This is a genomic window from Butyrivibrio sp. AC2005 (assembly GCF_000424145.1).
GTDB lineage: Bacteria > Bacillota > Clostridia > Lachnospirales > Lachnospiraceae > Butyrivibrio.
Genome location: NZ_KE384137.1, coordinates 272,747 through 293,609, shown reverse-complemented (window position 1 = coordinate 293,609; position 20,863 = coordinate 272,747). Strand labels below are relative to the sequence as shown.

18 protein-coding genes and 1 pseudogene are annotated in these 20,863 nt (G+C 39.0%); 18 read left to right on the top strand and 1 reads right to left on the bottom strand.

Translation table 11 applies throughout. The features are described from left to right. The first annotated feature begins 1 nt into the window (after position 1). The 15 genes and pseudogenes from G602_RS0118275 (at position 2) to G602_RS0118210 (ending at position 16,520) form a co-directional block, all read left to right on the top strand. Positions 2–1,456 (top strand): chitobiase/beta-hexosaminidase C-terminal domain-containing protein, encoded by a 1,455-nt coding sequence (locus G602_RS0118275; protein WP_026660259.1) that lies wholly within the window; start codon positions 2–4, stop codon positions 1,454–1,456. Between the two features lie 104 nt (positions 1,457–1,560). Next, entirely contained in the window at positions 1,561–2,436 is an 876-nt protein-coding gene (locus tag G602_RS0118270) for a sulfide/dihydroorotate dehydrogenase-like FAD/NAD-binding protein (RefSeq protein ID WP_026660257.1), read from the top strand. A 54-nt stretch (positions 2,437–2,490) separates the two neighbouring features. Continuing rightward, positions 2,491–3,882, top strand: a complete 1,392-nt coding sequence (gltA, locus tag G602_RS0118265; protein WP_026660256.1) for an NADPH-dependent glutamate synthase — start codon at positions 2,491–2,493, stop codon at positions 3,880–3,882. Between the two features lie 174 nt (positions 3,883–4,056). Then, positions 4,057–4,545 (top strand): hypothetical protein, encoded by a 489-nt coding sequence (locus G602_RS0118260; RefSeq protein WP_026660255.1) that lies wholly within the window; start codon positions 4,057–4,059, stop codon positions 4,543–4,545. Beyond that, positions 4,545–5,024 (top strand): 23S rRNA (pseudouridine(1915)-N(3))-methyltransferase RlmH, encoded by a 480-nt coding sequence (gene rlmH, locus G602_RS0118255; protein WP_026660254.1) that lies wholly within the window; start codon positions 4,545–4,547, stop codon positions 5,022–5,024. Before G602_RS0118260 ends, rlmH begins: the two co-directional genes overlap by 1 nt. Beyond that, complete coding sequence (locus G602_RS0118250; protein WP_026660253.1) at positions 5,021–6,049, top strand: PhoH family protein; 1,029 nt, start codon at positions 5,021–5,023, stop codon at positions 6,047–6,049. Before rlmH ends, G602_RS0118250 begins: the two co-directional genes overlap by 4 nt. 3 nt (positions 6,050–6,052) lie before the next feature. After that, positions 6,053–7,297 (top strand): hypothetical protein, encoded by a 1,245-nt coding sequence (locus G602_RS0118245; RefSeq protein WP_026660252.1) that lies wholly within the window; start codon positions 6,053–6,055, stop codon positions 7,295–7,297. After that, the gene (gene ybeY, locus G602_RS0118240; RefSeq protein ID WP_026660251.1) at positions 7,281–7,784 is read left to right on the top strand and encodes an rRNA maturation RNase YbeY; all 504 of its coding nucleotides are present in this window, start codon (positions 7,281–7,283) and stop codon (positions 7,782–7,784) included. The genes G602_RS0118245 and ybeY overlap by 17 nt, the downstream gene beginning before the upstream one ends. Before the next feature lie 19 nt (positions 7,785–7,803). Further along, complete coding sequence (locus G602_RS0118235) at positions 7,804–9,426, top strand: oligosaccharide flippase family protein (RefSeq protein WP_026660249.1); 1,623 nt, start codon at positions 7,804–7,806, stop codon at positions 9,424–9,426. 5 nt (positions 9,427–9,431) lie between these two features. Then, positions 9,432–10,664 (top strand): aminoacetone oxidase family FAD-binding enzyme, encoded by a 1,233-nt coding sequence (locus tag G602_RS0118230; protein ID WP_026660248.1) that lies wholly within the window; start codon positions 9,432–9,434, stop codon positions 10,662–10,664. After that, positions 10,661–12,394: pseudogene (locus G602_RS27420) on the top strand (NAD(P)/FAD-dependent oxidoreductase); the annotation flags it as partial. The gene G602_RS0118230 and the pseudogene G602_RS27420, both read left to right, overlap by 4 nt. Next, entirely contained in the window at positions 12,377–12,994 is a 618-nt protein-coding gene (locus G602_RS32265) for a 5-formyltetrahydrofolate cyclo-ligase (protein WP_442855924.1), read from the top strand. The pseudogene G602_RS27420 and the gene G602_RS32265, both read left to right, overlap by 18 nt. Continuing rightward, entirely contained in the window at positions 12,991–14,259 is a 1,269-nt protein-coding gene (locus G602_RS0118220) for a glutamate-5-semialdehyde dehydrogenase (protein ID WP_026660247.1), read from the top strand. Before G602_RS32265 ends, G602_RS0118220 begins: the two co-directional genes overlap by 4 nt. Before the next feature lie 36 nt (positions 14,260–14,295). Next, positions 14,296–15,378 carry a class II aldolase/adducin family protein gene (locus tag G602_RS29270; RefSeq protein WP_049945324.1) on the top strand — a complete coding sequence of 361 codons (1,083 nt, stop codon included), beginning with the start codon at positions 14,296–14,298 and terminating at the stop codon, positions 15,376–15,378. A gap of 53 nt (positions 15,379–15,431) precedes the next feature. Continuing rightward, entirely contained in the window at positions 15,432–16,520 is a 1,089-nt protein-coding gene (locus tag G602_RS0118210; RefSeq protein ID WP_026660246.1) for a lactonase family protein, read from the top strand. 153 nt (positions 16,521–16,673) lie between these two features. Here the strand turns inward: G602_RS0118210 and aroC are convergent, their stop codons facing one another. Continuing rightward, positions 16,674–17,777 (bottom strand): chorismate synthase, encoded by a 1,104-nt coding sequence (gene aroC, locus G602_RS0118205; protein WP_026660245.1) that lies wholly within the window; start codon positions 17,775–17,777, stop codon positions 16,674–16,676. 195 nt (positions 17,778–17,972) lie between these two features. Between aroC and G602_RS29265 the strand changes: the two genes are divergently transcribed. The 3 genes from G602_RS29265 to yajC all read left to right on the top strand — a co-directional run bounded on the left by G602_RS29265 (position 17,973) and on the right by yajC (position 20,744). Beyond that, positions 17,973–19,064, top strand: coding sequence for a D-alanyl-D-alanine carboxypeptidase family protein (locus G602_RS29265; protein WP_081676069.1), 1,092 nt, complete (start codon positions 17,973–17,975; stop codon positions 19,062–19,064). A gap of 55 nt (positions 19,065–19,119) precedes the next feature. Beyond that, positions 19,120–20,301 (top strand): tRNA guanosine(34) transglycosylase Tgt, encoded by a 1,182-nt coding sequence (tgt, locus tag G602_RS0118195; RefSeq protein ID WP_026660244.1) that lies wholly within the window; start codon positions 19,120–19,122, stop codon positions 20,299–20,301. Positions 20,302–20,378: 77 nt separating this feature from the next. Beyond that, the gene (gene yajC, locus G602_RS0118190; protein WP_242835659.1) at positions 20,379–20,744 is read left to right on the top strand and encodes a preprotein translocase subunit YajC; all 366 of its coding nucleotides are present in this window, start codon (positions 20,379–20,381) and stop codon (positions 20,742–20,744) included. Positions 20,745–20,863 lie beyond the last annotated feature (119 nt).

The following is a 20,863-nucleotide window of genomic DNA, read 5'->3' as shown; positions in this document are numbered from 1 at the left end:
TATGAAATGTCCTAATTGTGGAGAGGAAATTCCGGAAGGGCATCTTTATTGTGAGGCTTGTGGTAAAGAAATAAACTTTGTTCCGGAGTTCGATCCAGAAATTGAAAACAGAATAAATGAATCTCTTTCCGGTGTTGCTGACGATTTAAAGGATGATAGTATTTTTTATACAAAAAGACTTCCCGGGAACAAGGCAAATAAGAGTGAACTTAAGCCGTTTGTAATTCCTGCCATAACAGCTGTGGGACTGATAATAGCTTTTGTTGTTGTTCTTATGTTTATGTTTGACGGCCAAAAAAGTCCTGAAAGCTACGAAGAGCAGGCTGAGAATTTATATGTGGCCGGAAAGCTTGATGATGCAATAGAAACAATCGACAAAGCGATTGAAGGTACTTCCGAAGATGACATAAATGAGCAGACAGAGCTTTTGCTCAAAAAGTATGAGTATCAGATGGAAGCAGGAAAAACGGAGGAGGCAGTAGCCACTATATCGGTTCTTTCAGACCCTTCAGTATATGGCGAAGATACAGCTCTTACTGCTTTGGATCAGATGATTGCTTATTATGAATCAATAAGTGATTATGACACAATACATGAACTTTTATTAAATACATCACTTAATTCGGCTAAGGAAAAGTATGGTAAGTATCTTCCTGAGGCACCCAGGATTTATCCTGCAGAAGGAATATATGAGGAACCTGTTAATGTACAAATAACACATTCTTCGGATGGTGATATATATTATACGATTAACGGGGCAATTCCTGATGATACAGGCATATTATACAAAGATGAACTGGTATTTGAGGAAGAAGGCAGTTACAGTGTAAAAGCAGTACTGATAAATAAATACGGTTTAAAGAGTGATGTAGTAAGTGCGGATTATGTGCTTCAGAATTTTGGCCCTGCCGAACCGGTTATTATGGAAGACAGCGGTGAGTATTCTTCAGCTACGATGATAGTTGCCGTTTGTGATCCGGGGTGTAGGATTTTCTATACAACCGATGGAAGTGACCCTACTATTAAATCCACTGAGTATTTATCACCCATCTCGATGCCTGTTGGTAACTCAACCTTTAAGTTCGTAACTGTCGATGACGAGGAAAATTACAGCGATATTGTTGAAAAGAACTATCATCTGGCATATACAACAATGGTTTCTGTAGATCAGGCAAGAGAAAGCATTATAAAGATATTGCTTAAGCTTGATATTCTTCTAGATATGAACGGATCCGTAAGAGGTGAAGAAGGCCATTATGACTATGTATACAGCGGAGACATTGAAATAGCCGGCTCCGGAGATTATTACATGTTTACCGAGACACATGTATTTAATGACGGACATACTGCTGATACAGGTCTTTTGTACGCCGTAAATAAGCATGACGGTAAAGTAAACAGACTTGGTTATGACTCAAGTGGCAACTATACACTTATTACAATTTCAAACAGATAATAACAATTTAACACTTTAATATATTAAAGCTTGAAAATGGCTTTTGTATCTATTATTATTTTTATCATATAGATTTTTGAGAAATTATATTCAGGAGGAGAGCAATGTTCAAAATTTTAGAGGCTAATGAGCTAGCTGCGAATATACATCAGCTTATCGTAGAAGCTCCCCGCGTAGCCGGCACATGTTTGCCCGGACAATTCCTTATTGTTCGTGCTGAAGAGGATGGAGAGCGTATTCCGCTTACTATCTGCGACTATGACAGAGAAAAAGGAACTGTAGAGCTTGTTGTTCAGGCACTTGGTGCTGAATCACGTAAAATTTGCCGCAAGAAGGCAGGAGATACACTTGCCGATGTGGTAGGACCGCTTGGAAATGCTTCAGATCTTTGCAGTGAAGATTTGGAAGAACTAAAGAAAAAGAAGATTGTATTTATAGCAGGTGGTGTTGGTACTGCACCTGTTTATCCTCAGGCTAAATGGCTTAAGGAGCACGGCGTTGATTGTGACGTTATTATCGGTGCAAAGAACAAGGATCTTGTAATTCTTGAGGAGAGATTTAAGAGCGTATGTAACCTTTATGTTACAACTGATGATGGTTCATATGGCAGAGAGGGTATGGTTACAAAGTGCCTTCAGGATCTCTATGATGAAGGAAAACGCTATGATCATTGTGTAGCAATCGGCCCCATGATCATGATGAAGTTTGTATGTAAACTCACAAAGGAACTGGGCATTCCTACAATTGTCAGCATGAATACTATCATGGTTGACGGTACCGGAATGTGTGGTGCTTGTCGTCTTACAGTTGGTGGCAAGGTTAAGTTTGCCTGCGTTGACGGTCCTGAGTTTGATGGACATGAGGTTGATTTTGATCAGGCCATGAAACGTATGAGACTTTATCAGACAGAGGAAGGTCGTCTTGCACTTAAAGAGCAGGAAGGCGATACTCATCATGGCGGATGCGGCCACTGCAACTAAAGTAGGAGATTTTTCAGAGTCAAAACTCGGAATTATTACAGATTGGAGATAAAAATGGCACAAGATGTTTGGACGAGAGTTCCGGTTCGCGAGCAGGATGCGAAGGTTCGCGCTACCAATTTTGAAGAAGTATGCTTGGGATACAACGAACAGGAAGCAGTAGACGAGGCAACAAGATGTCTTAACTGCCCTAATCCTCAGTGTGTTCAGGGATGTCCCGTTTCTATTAATATTCCTAAGTTCATTCAGGAGCTTAAGGAAGGAGATGTTGAGAAGGCTTATCAGACTATCAGCGAATCCAGTGCACTTCCTGCAGTATGTGGCCGTGTTTGCCCGCAGGAGAGCCAGTGTGAAGGAAAATGCGTTCGCGGTATTAAAGGCGAGGCTGTTTCTATTGGTAAGCTTGAGAGATTTGTTGCTGATACAGCAAGAGAAAGAGGAATTAAACCTCAGGGTGCTAAGGAAAAGAAGGGGAAGAAGGTTGCTATTATAGGTTCAGGTCCTGCAGGTCTTACTTGTGCAGGTGATCTTGCAAGAATGGGTTATGACGTAACTATTTTTGAGGCACTTCATGAGGCAGGCGGCGTGCTTGTTTATGGTATTCCTGAATTCCGTCTTCCTAAGGATGCGGTTGTTAAAAAGGAAATTGAAAATGTTGAGTCACTCGGAGTTAAAATTGAGAAGGACGTTGTAATTGGAAAATCTGTTACAATTGATTCTCTTATGAAAAACGAGGGCTTTGAAGCTGTATTTATCGGTTCAGGTGCAGGACTTCCGAGATTCATGAACATTCCCGGAGAGCAGGCTCTTGGTGTATTCTCAGCTAATGAATTCCTCACAAGAAGCAATCTGATGAAGGCATTTTCAGAGGATAGCACAACTCCTATTATGAGACCTAAGAAATGTGTAGTTGTAGGTGGCGGTAACGTTGCGATGGATGCAGCCAGAACAGCACTTCGTCTCGGAGCTGAGGTTCATATTGTTTACAGACGTAGTGAAGAAGAACTTCCTGCAAGAAAAGAAGAAGTTGAGCATGCTAAACAGGAAGGAATCATTTTTGATCTTCTTTGCAATCCTGTTGAAATCCTTGAGAATGAGGATGGCTGGGTAAGAGGCTGTAGATGCATTAGGATGGAGCTTGGTGAGCCTGACGAGAGCGGCAGAAGAAGCCCTGTTGAAGTTCCCGGATCAGAGTTCGAGATTGAATGTGATGCAGTTATTATGTCTCTCGGAACAAGTCCTAATCCGCTTATTTCAAGTACTACAGATGGTCTTGAGGTAAACAGAAGAAGATGTATCGTTGCCGATGAGGAGAACGGTAAGACCTCTAAGGACGGTGTCTTTGCAGGTGGAGATGCTGTTACCGGAGCTGCTACTGTTATTCTCGCAATGGGTGCAGGTAAAGCTGCAGCTAAGGGTATCGACGAGTATCTTTCTAATAAATAAACCTTCATCTGTCACCTTCGGTGACATCTTCCCCCAGAGGGGGAAGACTTTAGATAAAGTATGGATTCCTATTATGTGGAAGACTATAGATTAAGTAAAGGATGAGAAAAAATAAAATTGCCTTCCCCCTTTATGAGGGGGAAGGTGGCGCGTAGCGCCGGATGAGGGAGGTATATGGTATATCAAAGTAGTGCGCAAAAAGCCGAAGACAATCAGTCCTCCGGTATTATGCTCATAACTGTTGGGACTATTGGTCTTGCTGGGGACATCTTTTTTCTAATTAAAAATCCACTAAACATGCCTATGTTTAATAAATACCTCACATGCGGAGTTATGGGAGCTCTGTTTGTGCTGTTTTTTGTTATGGGGATTTTAGCTGTAAGAAGCTATAAAATATTCAAGGGAAAAGCAGCTGAAGAGGATACTGTATTGGATAAAATCAGTGCATTTTGCGATGAAGAGCTTACAGCTGATGTAATTGCAGAGCATATGTACGACGATGATGAAGTATATGAACAGCTTACCGATAAGGAAGATCTATACTTCAAGCGTACAGAATATATAAAGAAAAGAATTTCAAAACAATTTGTTAATGTCAATGAAGATCTTATAGATTCCTTTATTGACGGATTTTACACTAAATTATTTGGAGATGAAAATTGATAGCTATTGATATTCTCTGTGTCGGGAAGATAAAAGAGAAATATTGGAATGATGCTATTTCAGAATATTCCAAGAGACTTTCAAGATACTGCAAACTGGAAATAATTGAAGTTCAGGACGAGAAGACTCCTGACAATGCTCCTGAATCAGTTGAAAAGCAGATAAAGGATAAGGAGGGACAGAAGCTGTTAAAGCATCTTGATCCCAAAGCTCTTAAATTTGCTCTTGCTATTGATGGTAAACGCTTTTCATCAACAGGCTTTGCTGATGTTATTCAAAGTGAGAGTGTTCAGGGCTGCAGCAGAATGCAGTTTGTAATCGGAGGTTCGCTTGGACTATCAGATGAGGTTCTTAGGACATGTGACAGAAAGCTTAGTTTTTCCGACATGACATTTCCTCATCAGATGATGCGCGTAATTCTGCTTGAGCAGATTTATCGTGCATACAGAATTATTAATGGAGAACCATATCATAAATGAGTAATATTACTGAGAAAACCATGCACCTTGGTATTGAGGAAATGCAAAGCATTTTCGGACAGCATGATAAATACATACGCAAGATAGAAGATAATCTTAAGGTTGAGATAATCGACAGAAGTGGTGAGCTTCACATTATCGGCACAAGTGACAGTGTTAGTAAGGCTTACGATATTATCAGCGAACTGGCAGGACTTTCGGTAACAGGTTCCGAGATTGAAGAACAGAGTGTGGACTATGCTATCTCTCTGAAGAACGATCCTTCTGAGGACGAAGAAGAGGCTTCAGGTCATGTCCTTACTGAAATCGATGGGGATGTTATATGCCATACTGTTAATGGGAAGCCTATTAAACCAAAAACCCTTGGACAGAAAAAGTATGTTGATGCTATCAGAAATAAAATGATAGTGTTTGGACTTGGCCCTGCAGGTACCGGTAAGACATACCTTGGAATGGCTATGGCTATAACAGCTTTTCAAAAGGGTGAAGTTGAAAGGATTATCCTTACAAGACCTGCGATTGAAGCCGGAGAAAAGCTCGGCTTTTTGCCGGGAGATTTGCAGAGCAAGGTAGATCCTTATCTAAGGCCCTTGTATGATGCACTATATCAGATTATGGGTGCTGATAATTTTGTAAAAAACATGGAAAAAGGTTTGATCGAGGTAGCGCCCCTGGCCTATATGCGCGGAAGAACACTTGATAATGCTTTTATTATTTTGGACGAGGCACAGAACACGACTCCTGCTCAGATGAAGATGTTTCTTACGAGAATTGGATTTGGGTCAAAAGTAATAATTACAGGCGATTCGTCACAGAAGGATTTACCGGCAGATACCAAGTCAGGTCTTGACATTGCTTCGGTTGTACTTAAGAAGATTGATGATATAGCCTTTTGCAATCTTACAAGCAGGGATGTTGTGCGACATCCTCTTGTTCAACAAATCGTAAAGGCATATGAGGATTTTGAAAAATCCAAGACCAACGAGGTCAAAAAAAGAGCTGTAAAAAAACGGGAAAGACATTAAATCATGGAGAATACAAACGAATATAAGGATAATAAGGTGATTACTTCTATTTTTGATAAAAATGAAGGCCCTATGAGATTCTTCTTCGGATCAATATTTTTTGTGACCGGACTTATCCTTTTGTTATTTTCATTTTTATATAAGCTGGATATAGAAGTAATAATCAGGAATACGTTCACGGGATTTTTGTGTGGCGGTATTCTAATATATATGTTGAATGATGCAACTGTAAGAGGGCTTTTTGCCTATGACAACGGACAGAAAAGAAACAGATTTGTGTTCTCATATTATGCGGCTCTGATTATGTCAATGTTTTTGCCATTGATCACTGCTGAGGTATGGCCATTTTTATTTGTTTTTCTGTTGCTTGGGTTGTTTTCGACAAATGAGATAGGCCTTTTTTCAGGTTCTATGCTTGTAATGTTTTCAGTGCTGCTGGAAAAGGAAGGAAGCTATTCGGAATTTTTTGTTTATTTCTTGTCAGGTACTGTAATTCTTGTCCTTTTACGCGATTTGACTGAGACCACAAAAATCGGAGTGCCGCTTTTTATTTCAATGGCACTTTTATTTACGCTCCTTATAGCGTATGACATATTATTCCAGAATCGTACTTTTTCAGTCACAATGCTGATTGCGCCATTTGTAAATATTATTATCAGCTCGATATTAATGCTTGTTTTACTTAATATTTTCGGTATTTATGTTATCAGAAAAAGTAATGACAGATATATGGATATTAATGATACGGAATATCCGCTTTTGGTACAGCTTAAGGAAACTGACAAGGATGCATATTTTAGGGCAATCCATATAGCTTATTTGTCTGAGAGAATTGCTCTTGATTTAGGCTTAAATGCCAGAGCTGTCAAGACTATGTCATATTATTATAAAATCGGTGTTATAGACGGCTCCAAATCCTGGGCTGATGTGAAGCATTTTTACTTTGAGAATAATTTTCCCGAGGAAGCTGTCAGTTACCTGAAGGAATATATTGAAAACGATAAAACAAAGCCTCTTTCAAAGGAATCAGCTATAATTTATATGTGTGAGACACTTATAGCTTCCATAACATATTTGTTTGAAAAGAATAAAGATACTAAAATAAATTATGATGAGCTGATTGATAAGATTTTCCTTCACAAGATGGAAAACAGAGAGCTCTATGATTACGATATTTCACTCTATGAGTTAGAGCGTATGAAGAAGCTTATGAAAAAGGAGAAGCTCTATTATGATTTTCTTCGTTGATAATGAAGTGGATGCTGTCTTTTCTTTTGATATTGAAGAGGTGGCAAAAAAAGTGGCAGCTGAAGTATTAAAAAGCGAAGGTTGCCCATTTGACGTTCAGATAAGTCTCCTTATAACTGACGATGATGGTATAAGGGAGATGAATGCTGAATTTCGGGAAATTGATTCAGCTACTGATGTATTATCATTTCCCAATATTGAGTATGATACACCGGGAGATTTTTCTGTTGCTGAAGGGGATCAGAGGATAGATATTATCGATCCTGAAAGCGGCCTTGTTTTCCTTGGGGATATTGTTATCAATGAGAAGCGTGTAAGGGAACAGGCTGAAGAATATGGACATAGTGAGCTAAGGGAATTTGCGTTCCTTGTCGCTCATTCAATGCTTCATCTGTGCGGATATGATCATATGGAGCCTGATGAGGCTGCTGTTATGGAGGGGAAACAGGAAAAAGTTTTGCAGACACTTAATATCACTAGAGATTAAGTGCAAAAGGGTGAGAGGTATGAGTAAAAAGTTTAAGATTAGACCTGATGTAGTACTTGCGTCCGGAATGATTTTTATTTTGGCAATCATGGCACTTTTAATTGTGTTCTTTGATATGACCGGTTCTGATGGTGTAGGCTTTTTGGCTGCACCGATTTCGCTTTTCATGATAGCTTATTGTGTATTTATATGTGCCTTTGAGACTACCACAAGGGAGATGGTTAGAAACAGACTGTTCAGAGGACAGGTGCTTTCAGCTAAGAAAAATGTCAAACAGCTGATGATTATCAGCTTTGTAACAGGGCTTGTTGTTACTTTCCTGATGGCAGCTCTTTCAATAGTATTTGCTAATCTGGTATTTCATTCTCCTCGAAGCTTTTATGTACTCCTTTTGGCTTCACCTGCATTTTTGTTTCTGAGCTTGCAGGGAGTTTTGAGAGGGTACCTTAGCGGAGCAGGATATGCACTGGTTTCGGTTATTTCTGATGCGATTCTTACTGTCATAACGCTGGCTACAACGTTTTTTATGTCACATGCTGTATATGACTACGGGAAAAAAGTGGATTCTCTTATGCATGTAAATGATATTGCACCGGCATATGGTGCAATAGGTGCAGCGATAGGCATTTCGCTCAGCGCTCTGATCAGTTTTATTTTTGTTACAATAGTATATTTGTTCCGAAGAAATGATCTTAAGGATATAGCTGAAGAAAGCACGCAAATCGTCAATAATCATAAGAATGAATGCATAAATGACCTTATTGTTAATTGTCTTTTTGCAGCAACCTGCGGAATTCTTGTATTTGTTGATGAATGTGTTTACTTAAACGTGGCATATAAGCTTCATCCTAATGACAACAACATTAACAACTGGGGTATTTACATTGGTCAGTGCGTTGCTGTTGTAATATTCTTTGTTTTCATTACAGCTATACCTTTTGTCAAAACCTGGTATGGTGTTCATGTAAGTATTGTAAAAAAAGATTATAAAGCTGCCAGAGGAAGACTCCAGCATCTTATTCATTTTGAAGCAATGCTCATATTCCCTGTAGTCATATGGCATATGATGCTTGCTAACACCTTTAATACTGTTGTGTTCGGAAAAAGCAATGAGGCAGGCGTTTACATGGTGATTCTGGCTATTCCTGTTGTGATACCGGGCGCAGTAATAATTTTCCAGTCATTTTTATTAAAGCAGCTTAAGAATAATGTTGTTATGCTCGGCAATCTCATCGTTGGAGTGGTTGTTCACATTATCGTTCTTATAGCAATGTCATATGCGGGAGGTTTTGGCATACATGCTTCAATTGCCGCATTTGCTGCGATGCTAGTGGTACAGGGAATTCTTGGTATTTTTGAGATAAAGGTAATGCTTGATGTGAAGCTTATGATGATAAGAAATATCCTTCTTCCCTTACTTGCAGCAGTGATTTCCGGGCTTGTAGCGCTTCTTTTGGATAAGCTTCTTGTTAATGTAATTGGTGAAATTCTTACGTTTATTATTGCAGTATTAATTGCTTTTGTTATTTATATGGTCCTTTTAATTGTTCTTGGAAGCGTTAACAGATATGAGGTTGAACGTATGCCCCTTGGCGATTATTTTGCTATTTTATCTGACAAGATCGGAAGAGAAAGGAACTAAGCCAAGTGTCTTTTGAAAAAAAGGTGATTATAGCCGGTGCCGGAGCATCCGGATTATGTGCGGCAATAGCTGCTGCCAGAGATGGTGCTTTGGTTACCGTAATTGAAAAAACAGATTCCTGTGGCAAGAAGCTCTCAATGACCGGTAATGGCAGATGCAATCTTGCTAATCTTAATTTGTCTTCTGATGATTATAATTCTGAATCCAGGGGCAGGATGAAAAATTGGCTGAAAAGATTCGGTGTTAAGGAAGCAACGGATTTTTTCACCTCTTTGGGACTTGTTATTATCAGTGAAAACGGATATCTTTATCCTATATCAGGACAGGCTAATTCTGTTGTTTCGGTTTTGGTTAATGAATGCAAAAGACTTGGTGTTGAATTCTGCTTTAATGAGCAGGTAAAAGAGGTAATAAAGGAAGACGACGGTACATTTACTGTAAGAACATCTACCGATTCCCATTGTGGGGATGCAGTCATACTTTCGATGGGTGGACTGGCAGGACCCAAAACTACCGGTTCAACCGGGGATGGGTACTATATTTGTGAAAAGCTGGGGATGTCAAAAAAGGATACTTATCCTGCTCTTGTTGCACTTAATGCAGAGGATGATACCTTACCAAAGGATAGTGGTGTTAGGGCTTTGGCAAATGTGACATTTTATATTGGTGATGAAGTTATAGCAGCTGAGTACGGTGAGGTTCAGATAACATCAAAAGGAATATCAGGTATCCCTGTTATGCAGGCATCCGGTGTTGTTGCAGGGCATCTGTCAAAAGGTAGACCAGTAACGGCTTCAATCAACTTCTTCCCTGGATATAACGATGATGAATTTGATAATCTTGTAAAAACAATGCTTGAACTTCCCGGAGAACGAAAACTTGGAGAACTACTGGATGGCTTCTGCAATTCTAATATAAATGAAATGATACTAAAGCGCATGAAAATCAGTGCAGGAATGAAAATCAGGAATGTGGGAGCTTCTATGGTAAGCTGTATTTTGTATAAATACAGAAATCTTAGAATAGAGATTTCCGGTACAGGTGATTATAAAAAGGCGCAGGTTACAAAAGGCGGCATTAGCCTTGGGGATTTAGATGATACGATGCAGAGTAAGTCTGTCCCCGGAGTTTTTGTTGTAGGTGAATTATGTGATGTTGATGGTCGCTGTGGAGGATATAATCTTCAGTGGGCATGGACCAGTGGCTATATAGCGGGAGAGGCGGCAAGCTGTCTATGATTAGATTGAACTCAGTAAAGCTTATTAATAACGGATATGAAAAGCTTCCGGATAAAGAGCCTGAAAGAACTTCTTTCCTAAAAAAGAAATTAGCTAAGAAAGCATCGAAAATTTTAAAGATAAATGCTTCCGATATAGATAATGTGATTATCAGAAAACATTCAATTGATGCAAGAAAAAAATCTGAGATCATGGATGTGTATGTGATTGATGTTGTTATAAATTCAAAAAGCATTTCCGAGGAAAAAATAATAAAGAAGTCAGGATGTAAGAATGCTTCAATATCAAAGGAAAAGCTGTATAAATTCCCGGTTAACAGAAATGAAGATGAAGTTTTAAAAAGACAGACGGATAGAGCAACGAGACCGATTATTATCGGAGCAGGTCCTGCCGGGCTTTTTTGCGCATATGAGCTTGCGATGGCCGGATATTGTCCGATTGTGTTAGAACGTGGTTATGATATAGATAAAAGACATGATGCGGTAAAGGCTTTTTGGGATGGCGGTAAGCTTGTTCCTGAAGGGAATGTCCAATTTGGTGAAGGTGGAGCAGGGACTTTTTCCGATGGCAAGCTTAATACCATGATAAAGGACAAAAACGGACTGGGGCTGGAATGTCTTAAAATTTTCCACAGATATGGTGCATCTGAGGATATTTTATATGAATCAAAGCCACATATAGGAACTGATGTATTAAGGACAGTAATCAGGAATATTAGAAACGAAATAATAGATCAGGGTGGTGCTTTTTATTTTGAAATCAAGGTGACAGAACTTCTTGTAAATGAAGGCAAAATCTACGGAGTTCGCTGTGAGGATGGAAGAGAGTATTTATCTGATGTCGTTGTACTTGCGATTGGACATAGTGCAAGGGATACCTTTTATGCTCTTAAGGATCAGGGAATAAATATGGAACCTAAGGCCTTTGCAATAGGTCTGAGGGTTGAACATGAACAGACTTTGATAAATAAGTCACAGTATGGAATAGAGGAGCCCACAAGTCTTCCGCCTTCACCCTATAAGGTGACGGCAAGAAGCAGTGATGACAGAGGAGTATATTCATTCTGTATGTGTCCCGGAGGGTATGTCGTCAATGCTTCATCTGAGGACGGTCGTCTTTGTGTGAATGGAATGAGCTACTCAGGACGAGACGGAAAAAATGCAAACAGTGCTATTGTTGTTACGATTGAACCGTCAGACTTTGGTGGAAATGATATATTATCAGGTGTTGAATTCCAGCGAGGTCTTGAAGAGAAGGCTTATAAGCTCGCTGATGGAAAGGTTCCGGTAGAGTATTTTGATGACTTTAAGAATGGAGTGGATTTATTATCAAGAAAAGATAATGGTGAGGATATTTCAGAAGAAAACTCATCACTTTTAAATTCTATTTGCGAACATAAAAATGCCGGCAGAAATCTGCCATGTATTAAGGGACAGTGGGATTTTGCACCTGTACATGAGATTTTACCTTTAAGAATAAATAAGTCGATTGTAGAAGGTATGGAACACTTTGGCCATATGATAGCTGGCTTTGATAAGGATGACGCACTCCTTTCCGGAATTGAGTCCAGAACTTCATCCCCGGTTCGAATAAACAGAGATGATAATCTGGAAGCAATTGGTATCGAAGGCCTTTATCCTTCAGGTGAAGGAGCAGGATATGCAGGAGGTATAACTTCTGCTGCCATGGATGGAATGAAGGTTGCGGAAAGAATCGCTATTCATTATCGAAGCGGTAAGGACTTTTACAGACATAAGCTGAAAAGCTGCCGTGATTCGTTAGCTACAGATAAGAAGAGAATATTTGATAACAGTATAAAAGAGAATATTATAAATACCCCTGAATATCAGGAGGCGGAGAATATTCTTATATATTGCAGCTTTGGAAGTGAAGCCGGTACGCGAGATATTATTATTAAGGCATTAGCTGATAATAAAAATGTATTTTGTCCTAAGATAACCGATACACGAAACAGAAAGATGGAATTTATCCGGATAAGATCACTTAATGATTTTTGTGAAGGAAAGTATTCAATTCCGGAGCCGGTAATGGACAGCGATTCTGTTATTTATAAGAAGAGCGATGGAAAATCTGTTATTATACTTCCCGGACTTGCTTTTGATTTTAAAGGAAATCGCATTGGCTACGGTGGCGGATATTATGATAATTATATGAAATGCTTTGAGAATGAGCTTTCTAATGGTAATATGAATTCTATAGCTATCGGCTATGATTTTCAGTATGTTCAGGACGATATTTCTGAATTCATGACAAAGAGTGACATAAAGACTAACGTTGTTATTACTGATAAGGAGATTTACAGGACATGAGCACAGACAACAAAATTTGCGAAACTATAACAATGCTTGGCCGTAATGCTTTTAGTGCAAAGTTTTCCCTTCAAAAGCTCTCTGAAGCTGAGAAAAACAAGGTACTTCTAAAGGTTGCGGGTGCACTGGTTGATTCCTCTGATGAAATCCTTTGTGCAAATGAAAAGGATATAAAAAAGGGCGAAGAAAACGGAATGCACGAGGGGCTTCTTGACAGACTTCGTTTATCACCTGAACGTATAAAGGATATGGCTGAGGGGATTAAGCAGGTTGCAGATCTCCCCGATCCGGTTGGAAGTGTTATTGACGACTGGACACTGGAAAATGGTCTTAGAATAAAAAAGGTAAGCGTACCGCTTGGTGTAATTGGGATTATTTATGAATCAAGACCTAATGTAACAGCAGATGCTTTCAGTCTTACCTTTAAATCCGGAAATGCTGTAATTCTAAAGGGTGGGTCAGATGCCTTTGATTCCAATATGGCTATCACTAATGTCATAAGAAGAACTATTGAGAAGGAAGGCTATAATCCTGACTTTATTCAGCTTGTTCCTTTTACAGACAGAAGTGCTGTTGGTGAGCTTTTAAAGCTTCGTGAATATATTGATGTTGTAATTCCGAGAGGAAGCGCCGGTCTTATAAGAATGGTCTGTGAAAACAGTAAAATTCCTGTTATTGAAACCGGAAGTGGAAATTGTCATATATACATAGATAAGGCTGCTGATATCAGTAAAGCCATTCCTATTATCATTAATGCCAAAACTCAGAGAATTGGAGTATGTAATGCTGCTGAGTCGCTGGTTGTACATGAAGATATAAAGGAGGCTTTTTTGCCTGAGCTTCAAAAGGCTATGAGGGAGAAAAAGGTTGAACTTCGTGCAGACGAGGATTCCATAAATCTTCTTCCTGAGGCAAAGCCTGCAACGGAGACTGACTTTGCAACTGAATATCTTGACTATATTTTATCTGTTAAGACTGTAAAGAGTGTTGATGAAGCAATAGAACATATTAATAAATATAATACAGGTCATTCGGAAAGCATTATTACTGAAGATGAAGTAGCTGCTAACGCTTTTCTTAAGGGTGTAGACGCTGCCTGTGTTTATGTGAATGCTTCAACACGATTTACTGACGGGTTCCAGTTTGGATTTGGCGCTGAAATCGGAATAAGCACACAGAAGCTTCATGCAAGAGGTCCTATGGGACTTAAGGAACTTACATCTTACAAATTTGAGATAACCGGAGACGGACAGATCAGGGGATGATTTATAAAAAAATAAACGGAAAGAAGATTACCGGAGATGAAAACCAAAGAAGAAATTCTTAAATTACGAGAAGAAATTATAGATGTATCATTATCTCTTTTGGAGCAGGGATTAATTGTAAGAACCTGGGGAAATATAAGCGCTAAAATAGATGATGATCATTACCTTATTACGCCAAGTGGAATTCGATATGAGGATTTGAAACCGGAAATGCTTCCTGTAGTTTCCATTTCTGATAATTCCTTTGAAGGTGAATATAAACCTTCCAGTGAAAGCCTTGTGCATTCTGCAATTTATAAAGTGAGAAAAGATGCTGAATTCATAGTGCATACACATCAGGTATATGCTACATGTGTAGGGGCGCTGGGAAAGAAAAGGCTTAAGACAGAGCATAAAGAAAGAAAAATAATTTTCCCTATAGCAAAATATGCACTTCCTGGAACTACGGCACTTGCGGATAATATTAAAGAATGTGCCATTAAGAATAATGAGACACGAAGTGTAATAATGGCAAATCACGGAGCTGTCTGTTTTGGACATAATGCGGAAGAAGCTGTAAAGGAAGTAATTAAATTAGAGAAGGCTGCAAAAAAATATATATTCAGTATTTGTAAGACTGAGATAAATAATGCTATTGAGGAAGGATTTTCGAGTAAACTGGAGAACGATAAAATAGTTTACCTAAGACCTGATACTCCCGAGAGAATTAAGCTCATTCATCAGCAGATTTATGCGAAAAGACCTGATATTCGCTATATTTTTCATAATAAATCAGAATCGGTTATGACTATATCCAGAAGGGCTAATCATATGAGACCATTACTTGATGATTTCGCTCAGATAATCGGTACGAGTCTTAGAATTCCCACCTCGGAGGGAACACCGTTAACTATTAAGAAGCGCATAAATGCTGTGTTTGCATATAACGATGGAGCGTATTGCCTTGGAGAAACTGAGGATGACGCGATGGCAGCTGCGATAGTCCTTGATAAAGGCTGCATTGCACACATTGCAATGACGCGGTTCGGTGAGGGCTCATTCATATCTTTATATGATTGTTTTAAGATGAACAGAAACTATAGAAAGAATTATAGTGTCCTTGCAAATTCTGTAAAATAACATAAAATTATACTATAAATAATTAAATAACACTTATTATGAGGTGACCGATTATGGCGAAGGAAACAAAAACTGACAATTATGTAGCATATGTAGCGAGTTATACTTCGGGTTCAAAGGATAATTACGGTATCCGTATTTATGACGTTGATATGAAGAATGGTAGAATGACAGAAAAGGAAAAGGTAAAGATTACAAATTCTTCTTATATTGTATTGTCACATAGCAAGGAAACACTTTATTCTATTACTGATGCAGGTGTTGAGGCTTATCATATTGAGGATGATGGAAGCCTTACCTTTATTAATAAAGCATCAATTAACGGAATGCGTGGATGCTATATAAACATGGATCAGAATGACAGATTTCTTGTTTGCGCCGGATATCATGATGGAAAGGTTACAATTTTAAGACTCATGGAGGATGGAAGCATCGGTGAAATCACTGATGAGAAATTTCATAAAGGTCTTGGAACAATAGCAGGAAGAAATCATACACCTCATGTTCAGTGCATTAAGGTGACAAAAGATAATAAGTATCTTCTTGCTGCTGATCTTGGTATGGATCGTGTAAATGTTTATAAGTTTGATACAGAACATGGAAAGATTTCAGATATTGATGTAATCCACTGCGATCAGGAATCTTCACCCAGACATATGCAATTCTCCAAGGATGGAAAATTCCTATATGTTGTATTTGAACAGCAGTGCAGTATTAATGTATATCAGTATACTGAAGACAAGGGCCTTCCTTCATTTGAGGAAATTCAGTCAGTTCAGAATTCTGACGAACAGGATACAATAGGCGTTGCCAGCAGCGCATTAAAATTTTCCGATGACTACAATTATCTTGTGAGCTCCGTTGCAGGAGAAAATAATGTTGTTATTTATAAGGTGGACAAGGAGACCGGTCTTTTAACAAAGATGATTGAACTTCCTATTTCCGGAGCGTATCCAAAGGATGCATGCATGTTCCCTGATAATAAGCATCTTGTTTCACTTAATCAGGAATCTAATACTATGACATTCTTTACAATCAATTTTGATAATAATACTCTTGTAATGAATGGACCTGAGCTTTCAATAGACAGACCAAACTGTATCGTATTCCATAAGCTTGGAGAGAGAAAGAAAGTTAGATGACGTATTTATAACCTGCAAGACTATAGAAAAAGGTATAAAAAAGCCTCCCCCTTTGGGGGCGCACGACGTCCGGGGGACGTCGGCTTTGCGCGGACCGAAGCGGAGCGTAGACAGGTGTCACCGCAGGTGACGGATGAGGGGATTCCTTATCCGTCATTTTTTATAGAAACTCATCAAATAATCAGCTCTGGAGTGCATATTGGACATAAGAAGATCCAGAACAGTAAATGCACACATACACTCAACAACCACAACTGCACGCGGAACAACGACAGGATCATGACGGCCTTTGATACTCACATCTATTTCTTCGCCATCTTTGTTAATTGTTTTTTGTGTTTTTGAAATACTGGGAGTAGGTTTAATATGAGCACGTAATATAATTTCTGAACCATCACTCATTCCGCCAAGTATTCCACCGGAATGATTTGTCTTTTTCAATACGGTAGAATCACTGTCTATACAGAATGCATCATTATTTGTACTTCCGAAAGAAGACGATGCTAAAATACCGTCACCGATTTCAACCGCTTTTACAGCGCCGACACTCATTACTGCCTGGGAAAGAAGAGCATCAAGCTTATCAAAAACAGGCTCACCGATTCCTATAGGCATTCCTGATATTTTACATTCAATAACACCGCCGACAGAATCACCTTCAGCTCTGCATTTGTTTATAAGCTCAACAGCCTTTTTATCTGCATCTGCATCAGGCATTGCCGTTATTGATCTGGTTATCTGAGCTTTATCGAAATTTGACTCATCTATCACGACATCGCCGATTGATTTTGTATAAGCAGTGATCTCAATTCCGAGTTCCTTTAATAATTTCTGGCAGATAGCACCGGCAGCAACACGTCCGATTGTTTCACGGCCCGAAGATCTTCCGCCACCTCGATAATCTCTGAAACCGTATTTTTGATCAAAACAATAGTCAGCATGACCGGGTCTGTAGTATTTAGCAATTTCCGAATAGTCTCCGGAACGCTGGGATGTATTTTTTACAATTAATGAAATAGGAGTGCCGGTTGTTTTTCCTTCAAATATACCGGAAAGAATTTCTACTTCATCGTCCTCCTTGCGGGGAGTGGTAATTTCTGAAGAACCAGGTTTCCTTCTATCCATATAAATCTGAATATCTTTCTCTGAAAGCTCCATACCTGCAGGAAATCCATCAAGTACGACACCAAGAGCTTTTCCATGGGATTCTCCCCAGGTTGACATGGTAATGTTTTTGCCTAATGTTGAACCGCTCATAATTTTTGCCTTTCTTAGTTTTGTCAATATATGCTTTTTCTATTTTACACAGTTTTTGTGGTATTACAAACACAAAAACCTTGATTTTTGCTAAAATATGTGGTATTTCTTAAAATATTCTTAATTTTTTCTTTAAATTATTAAGAATTGAGTTATAATAATAAAGAAATATTTTTTTTATGAGGTTACGTGGTCATGCGTGCGAATCGTTTACAGATGGGGCCGACCTTCAGAGATAAGGTTATGGATAGGGTCCGCACTTTTAACAGAAAGCACCGAAGGCTTAGACTCTTCGGTATGCTTTACGCAATGGCTGTACTTCTCTTTTACAATATCGGCCTGGCTTTTTATCATAATGCAAAGAGATGCACATGCCTTGCGACAATATTGTTTTTCTTTATAGCAAGCAGTAGTTTTACATATCCGGAAGCACTGAAGCTTAATGTAAGTTTTGTTACTGATTTGGATAAGGAAGAGACAACAGGTAAGTATTATACTTCGGATTCACTTGAGGGTGTTTTTGCTGAATCCAATGCGGAATTAGCAGAGCTTACACCTGTTGATAAAGATAAGATTATAGAGGAAGATCAGGATGTTTCGGAAGATCAGGAGCTTGCAGAGGGATTTGTTCTTGCTGATGATATAAGCGATATTTCAGATACATCATCAAGAAATTACGAGACAGCTGCAGGGAATTTGAATACTTCATTTGATCATACTGACTGGAGACTTATTCTTGTAAACAAACAGCATCCTATTCCCGAAGGGTATGAGTTTCCTTTTGGTGAAATCAATGACACCATGAAATGTGATGAGAGAGTATTATCTCCTCTTAAAGCTATGCTTAAGGCAGCTGCCGATGAAGGTATAAACCTGGCTATTTGTTCACCTTACAGAAATAGTGAGAGACAGGAAGGTCTCTTTAAAAGTAAGATAAATAATTATATCGATGCCGGATTGTCATATATGGATGCTTATAATATTACATCCCAGGCAGTTACTGTTCCCGGATCTTCAGAGCATCAGATTGGACTGGCATTTGATATTGTCTGCGGTTCATATTATAATCTTGACGAGGGGTTTGGTGATACAGAGGCTGGTAAATGGCTTGCCGACAATAGCTACAAATTCGGTTTTGTTGTTCGATATCTTAAGGGTAAAGAGAACATTACTGGTATTGAATACGAACCCTGGCATTTCAGATATGTCGGTGTTGATGCTGCTACAATAATGTATAACGAAAATCTCTGTTTAGAGGAATTCTGGGATAGTTATTTGTATGATTGAGTGATTTGGGGCTGTTGCATTATTTGCAACAGTCCTTTTTTAAGCGAGGTAAAGAATGTATAAACTTTTAAAAAAAGAAGGAATGGCAAAACGTGCCGAGCTTCAGACAGTTCATGGAACAATTCAGACGCCTGTCTTTATGAATGTCGCCACAGTTGCTGCAATTAAAGGCGGAGTTTCAACTGAGGATCTGGAGCAGATTGATACACAGGTTGTTTTATCAAATACCTATCATTTGCACCTTCGTCCGGGGGATGATGTTATATATAAAATGGGTGGATTACATAAGTTCATGAGCTGTAATAAGCCTATTTTGACCGATTCCGGCGGATTTCAGGTATTTTCTCTTTCTGAAAACAGAAGAATAAAAGAAGAAGGCGTCTATTTCAGATCACATATAGACGGGCATAAATTATTTATGGGTCCGGAGGAGAGTATGCGTATTCAGTCGCATATTGCATCGACAATTGCTATGGCTTTTGATGAATGTCCATCTGCCAGGGCTGACCATGAATATGTGAAGATGTCAGTAGACAGGACAACAAGATGGCTTAAGAGATGTCAGGATGAGATGAACAGACTTAACTCACTTCCTGATACAATTAATAAAAATCAGCTTTTGTTTGGAATCAATCAGGGTGCCATTTTTGATGATCTGAGGATAGAACATGCAAAAAGAATTTCCGAAATGGACCTTGACGGTTATGCTGTCGGTGGTCTTGCTGTGGGTGAGACTCATGAGGAGATGTATCATGTACTTGATGTGGTGACGCAGCATCTTCCGGAAAACAAGCCGACTTATCTCATGGGAGTTGGAACTCCTGCAAATATTCTTGAAGCAGTTGACCGTGGAATAGATTTCTTTGACTGTGTGTATCCGAGCAGAAATGGAAGACATGGGCATCTCTATACCAAGAGAGGACATATAAATCTTCTGAATGCAAAGTATGAGCTTGATGACAGACCGATTGAGGAAGGCTGTAACTGTCCGGCATGCAGAAGGTATTCCAGAAGCTACATCAGGCATCTTCTTAAATCTGGAGAGATGCTTGGAATGAGACTTTGTGTACTGCATAATTTATATTTTTACAATCATCTTATGATCGACATAAGAGCTGCATTGGATGATGGAAGATATAAGGAATTTAAGAAAAATACACTTGATTCAATGATGGAATATGATTCTGAAGAGCCCACAACGCGTTATGATATTGCAAAAGGATGGAAAAAGGGTTAAAAAGTGTACTTGTTTTAAAGTGTTATTAATTGTAAGATACTACATATGTTTAATGATAAGATTTTTTGGAGGTTAATATGAGTTTTGGTAACATGATGGCTCTTGAGAGCACAGGAGCTGTAGGCGGAACCGGAAGTATGATGATTATTCTGGTTTACGTTGCAATTTTTGCGGTTCTGTATTTTATTATGATCCGTCCTCAGAGAAAAGAGCAGAAGCAGAAGGCGCAGCTTCTTTCCCAGCTTGCTGTTGGCGATAGTGTACGTACGACAGGCGGATTTATTGGTACGGTAATCGATATCGACGATGAGTCTTCCACAGTAATTGTCGAGTTTGGTAACAACAAGAACTGCCGTATCCCTATGGTTAAGGATGCTATTGTTGAGGTTGAGAAGCCTGAAGCAGCACTTAAGGATAGCTCAAAGGAAGAAAAGTCCAAGTAATTACTTGGCTTGGTAGTTTTTTTGTAACAACAATAATTTAAAAGAAGACTGGTTTCAGTCTGCATTATAAAGTGGGCAGCCGGCGAACTTTATATTTGCCGGCTATCATTATATATTAC

Excerpts from the sequence above, each read along its gene's own strand:
- aroC (WP_026660245.1), bottom strand. The coding sequence starts at position 17,777 with ATGAGCGGTTCAACATTAGGCAAAAACATTACCATGTCAACCTGGGGA.
- G602_RS0118210 (WP_026660246.1), top strand. The coding sequence starts at position 15,432 with ATGGCGAAGGAAACAAAAACTGACAATTATGTAGCATATGTAGCGAGT.
- yajC (WP_242835659.1), top strand. The coding sequence starts at position 20,379 with ATGAGTTTTGGTAACATGATGGCTCTTGAGAGCACAGGAGCTGTAGGC.
- G602_RS0118245 (WP_026660252.1), top strand. The coding sequence starts at position 6,053 with ATGGAGAATACAAACGAATATAAGGATAATAAGGTGATTACTTCTATT.
- G602_RS0118250 (WP_026660253.1), top strand. The coding sequence starts at position 5,021 with ATGAGTAATATTACTGAGAAAACCATGCACCTTGGTATTGAGGAAATG.
- G602_RS0118260 (WP_026660255.1), top strand. The coding sequence starts at position 4,057 with ATGGTATATCAAAGTAGTGCGCAAAAAGCCGAAGACAATCAGTCCTCC.
- G602_RS29265 (WP_081676069.1), top strand. The coding sequence starts at position 17,973 with ATGCGTGCGAATCGTTTACAGATGGGGCCGACCTTCAGAGATAAGGTT.
- G602_RS29270 (WP_049945324.1), top strand. The coding sequence starts at position 14,296 with ATGAAAACCAAAGAAGAAATTCTTAAATTACGAGAAGAAATTATAGAT.
- G602_RS0118275 (WP_026660259.1), top strand. The coding sequence starts at position 2 with ATGAAATGTCCTAATTGTGGAGAGGAAATTCCGGAAGGGCATCTTTAT.
- tgt (WP_026660244.1), top strand. The coding sequence starts at position 19,120 with ATGTATAAACTTTTAAAAAAAGAAGGAATGGCAAAACGTGCCGAGCTT.
- gltA (WP_026660256.1), top strand. The coding sequence starts at position 2,491 with ATGGCACAAGATGTTTGGACGAGAGTTCCGGTTCGCGAGCAGGATGCG.
- ybeY (WP_026660251.1), top strand. The coding sequence starts at position 7,281 with ATGATTTTCTTCGTTGATAATGAAGTGGATGCTGTCTTTTCTTTTGAT.
- G602_RS0118270 (WP_026660257.1), top strand. The coding sequence starts at position 1,561 with ATGTTCAAAATTTTAGAGGCTAATGAGCTAGCTGCGAATATACATCAG.
- G602_RS0118235 (WP_026660249.1), top strand. The coding sequence starts at position 7,804 with ATGAGTAAAAAGTTTAAGATTAGACCTGATGTAGTACTTGCGTCCGGA.
- G602_RS0118220 (WP_026660247.1), top strand. The coding sequence starts at position 12,991 with ATGAGCACAGACAACAAAATTTGCGAAACTATAACAATGCTTGGCCGT.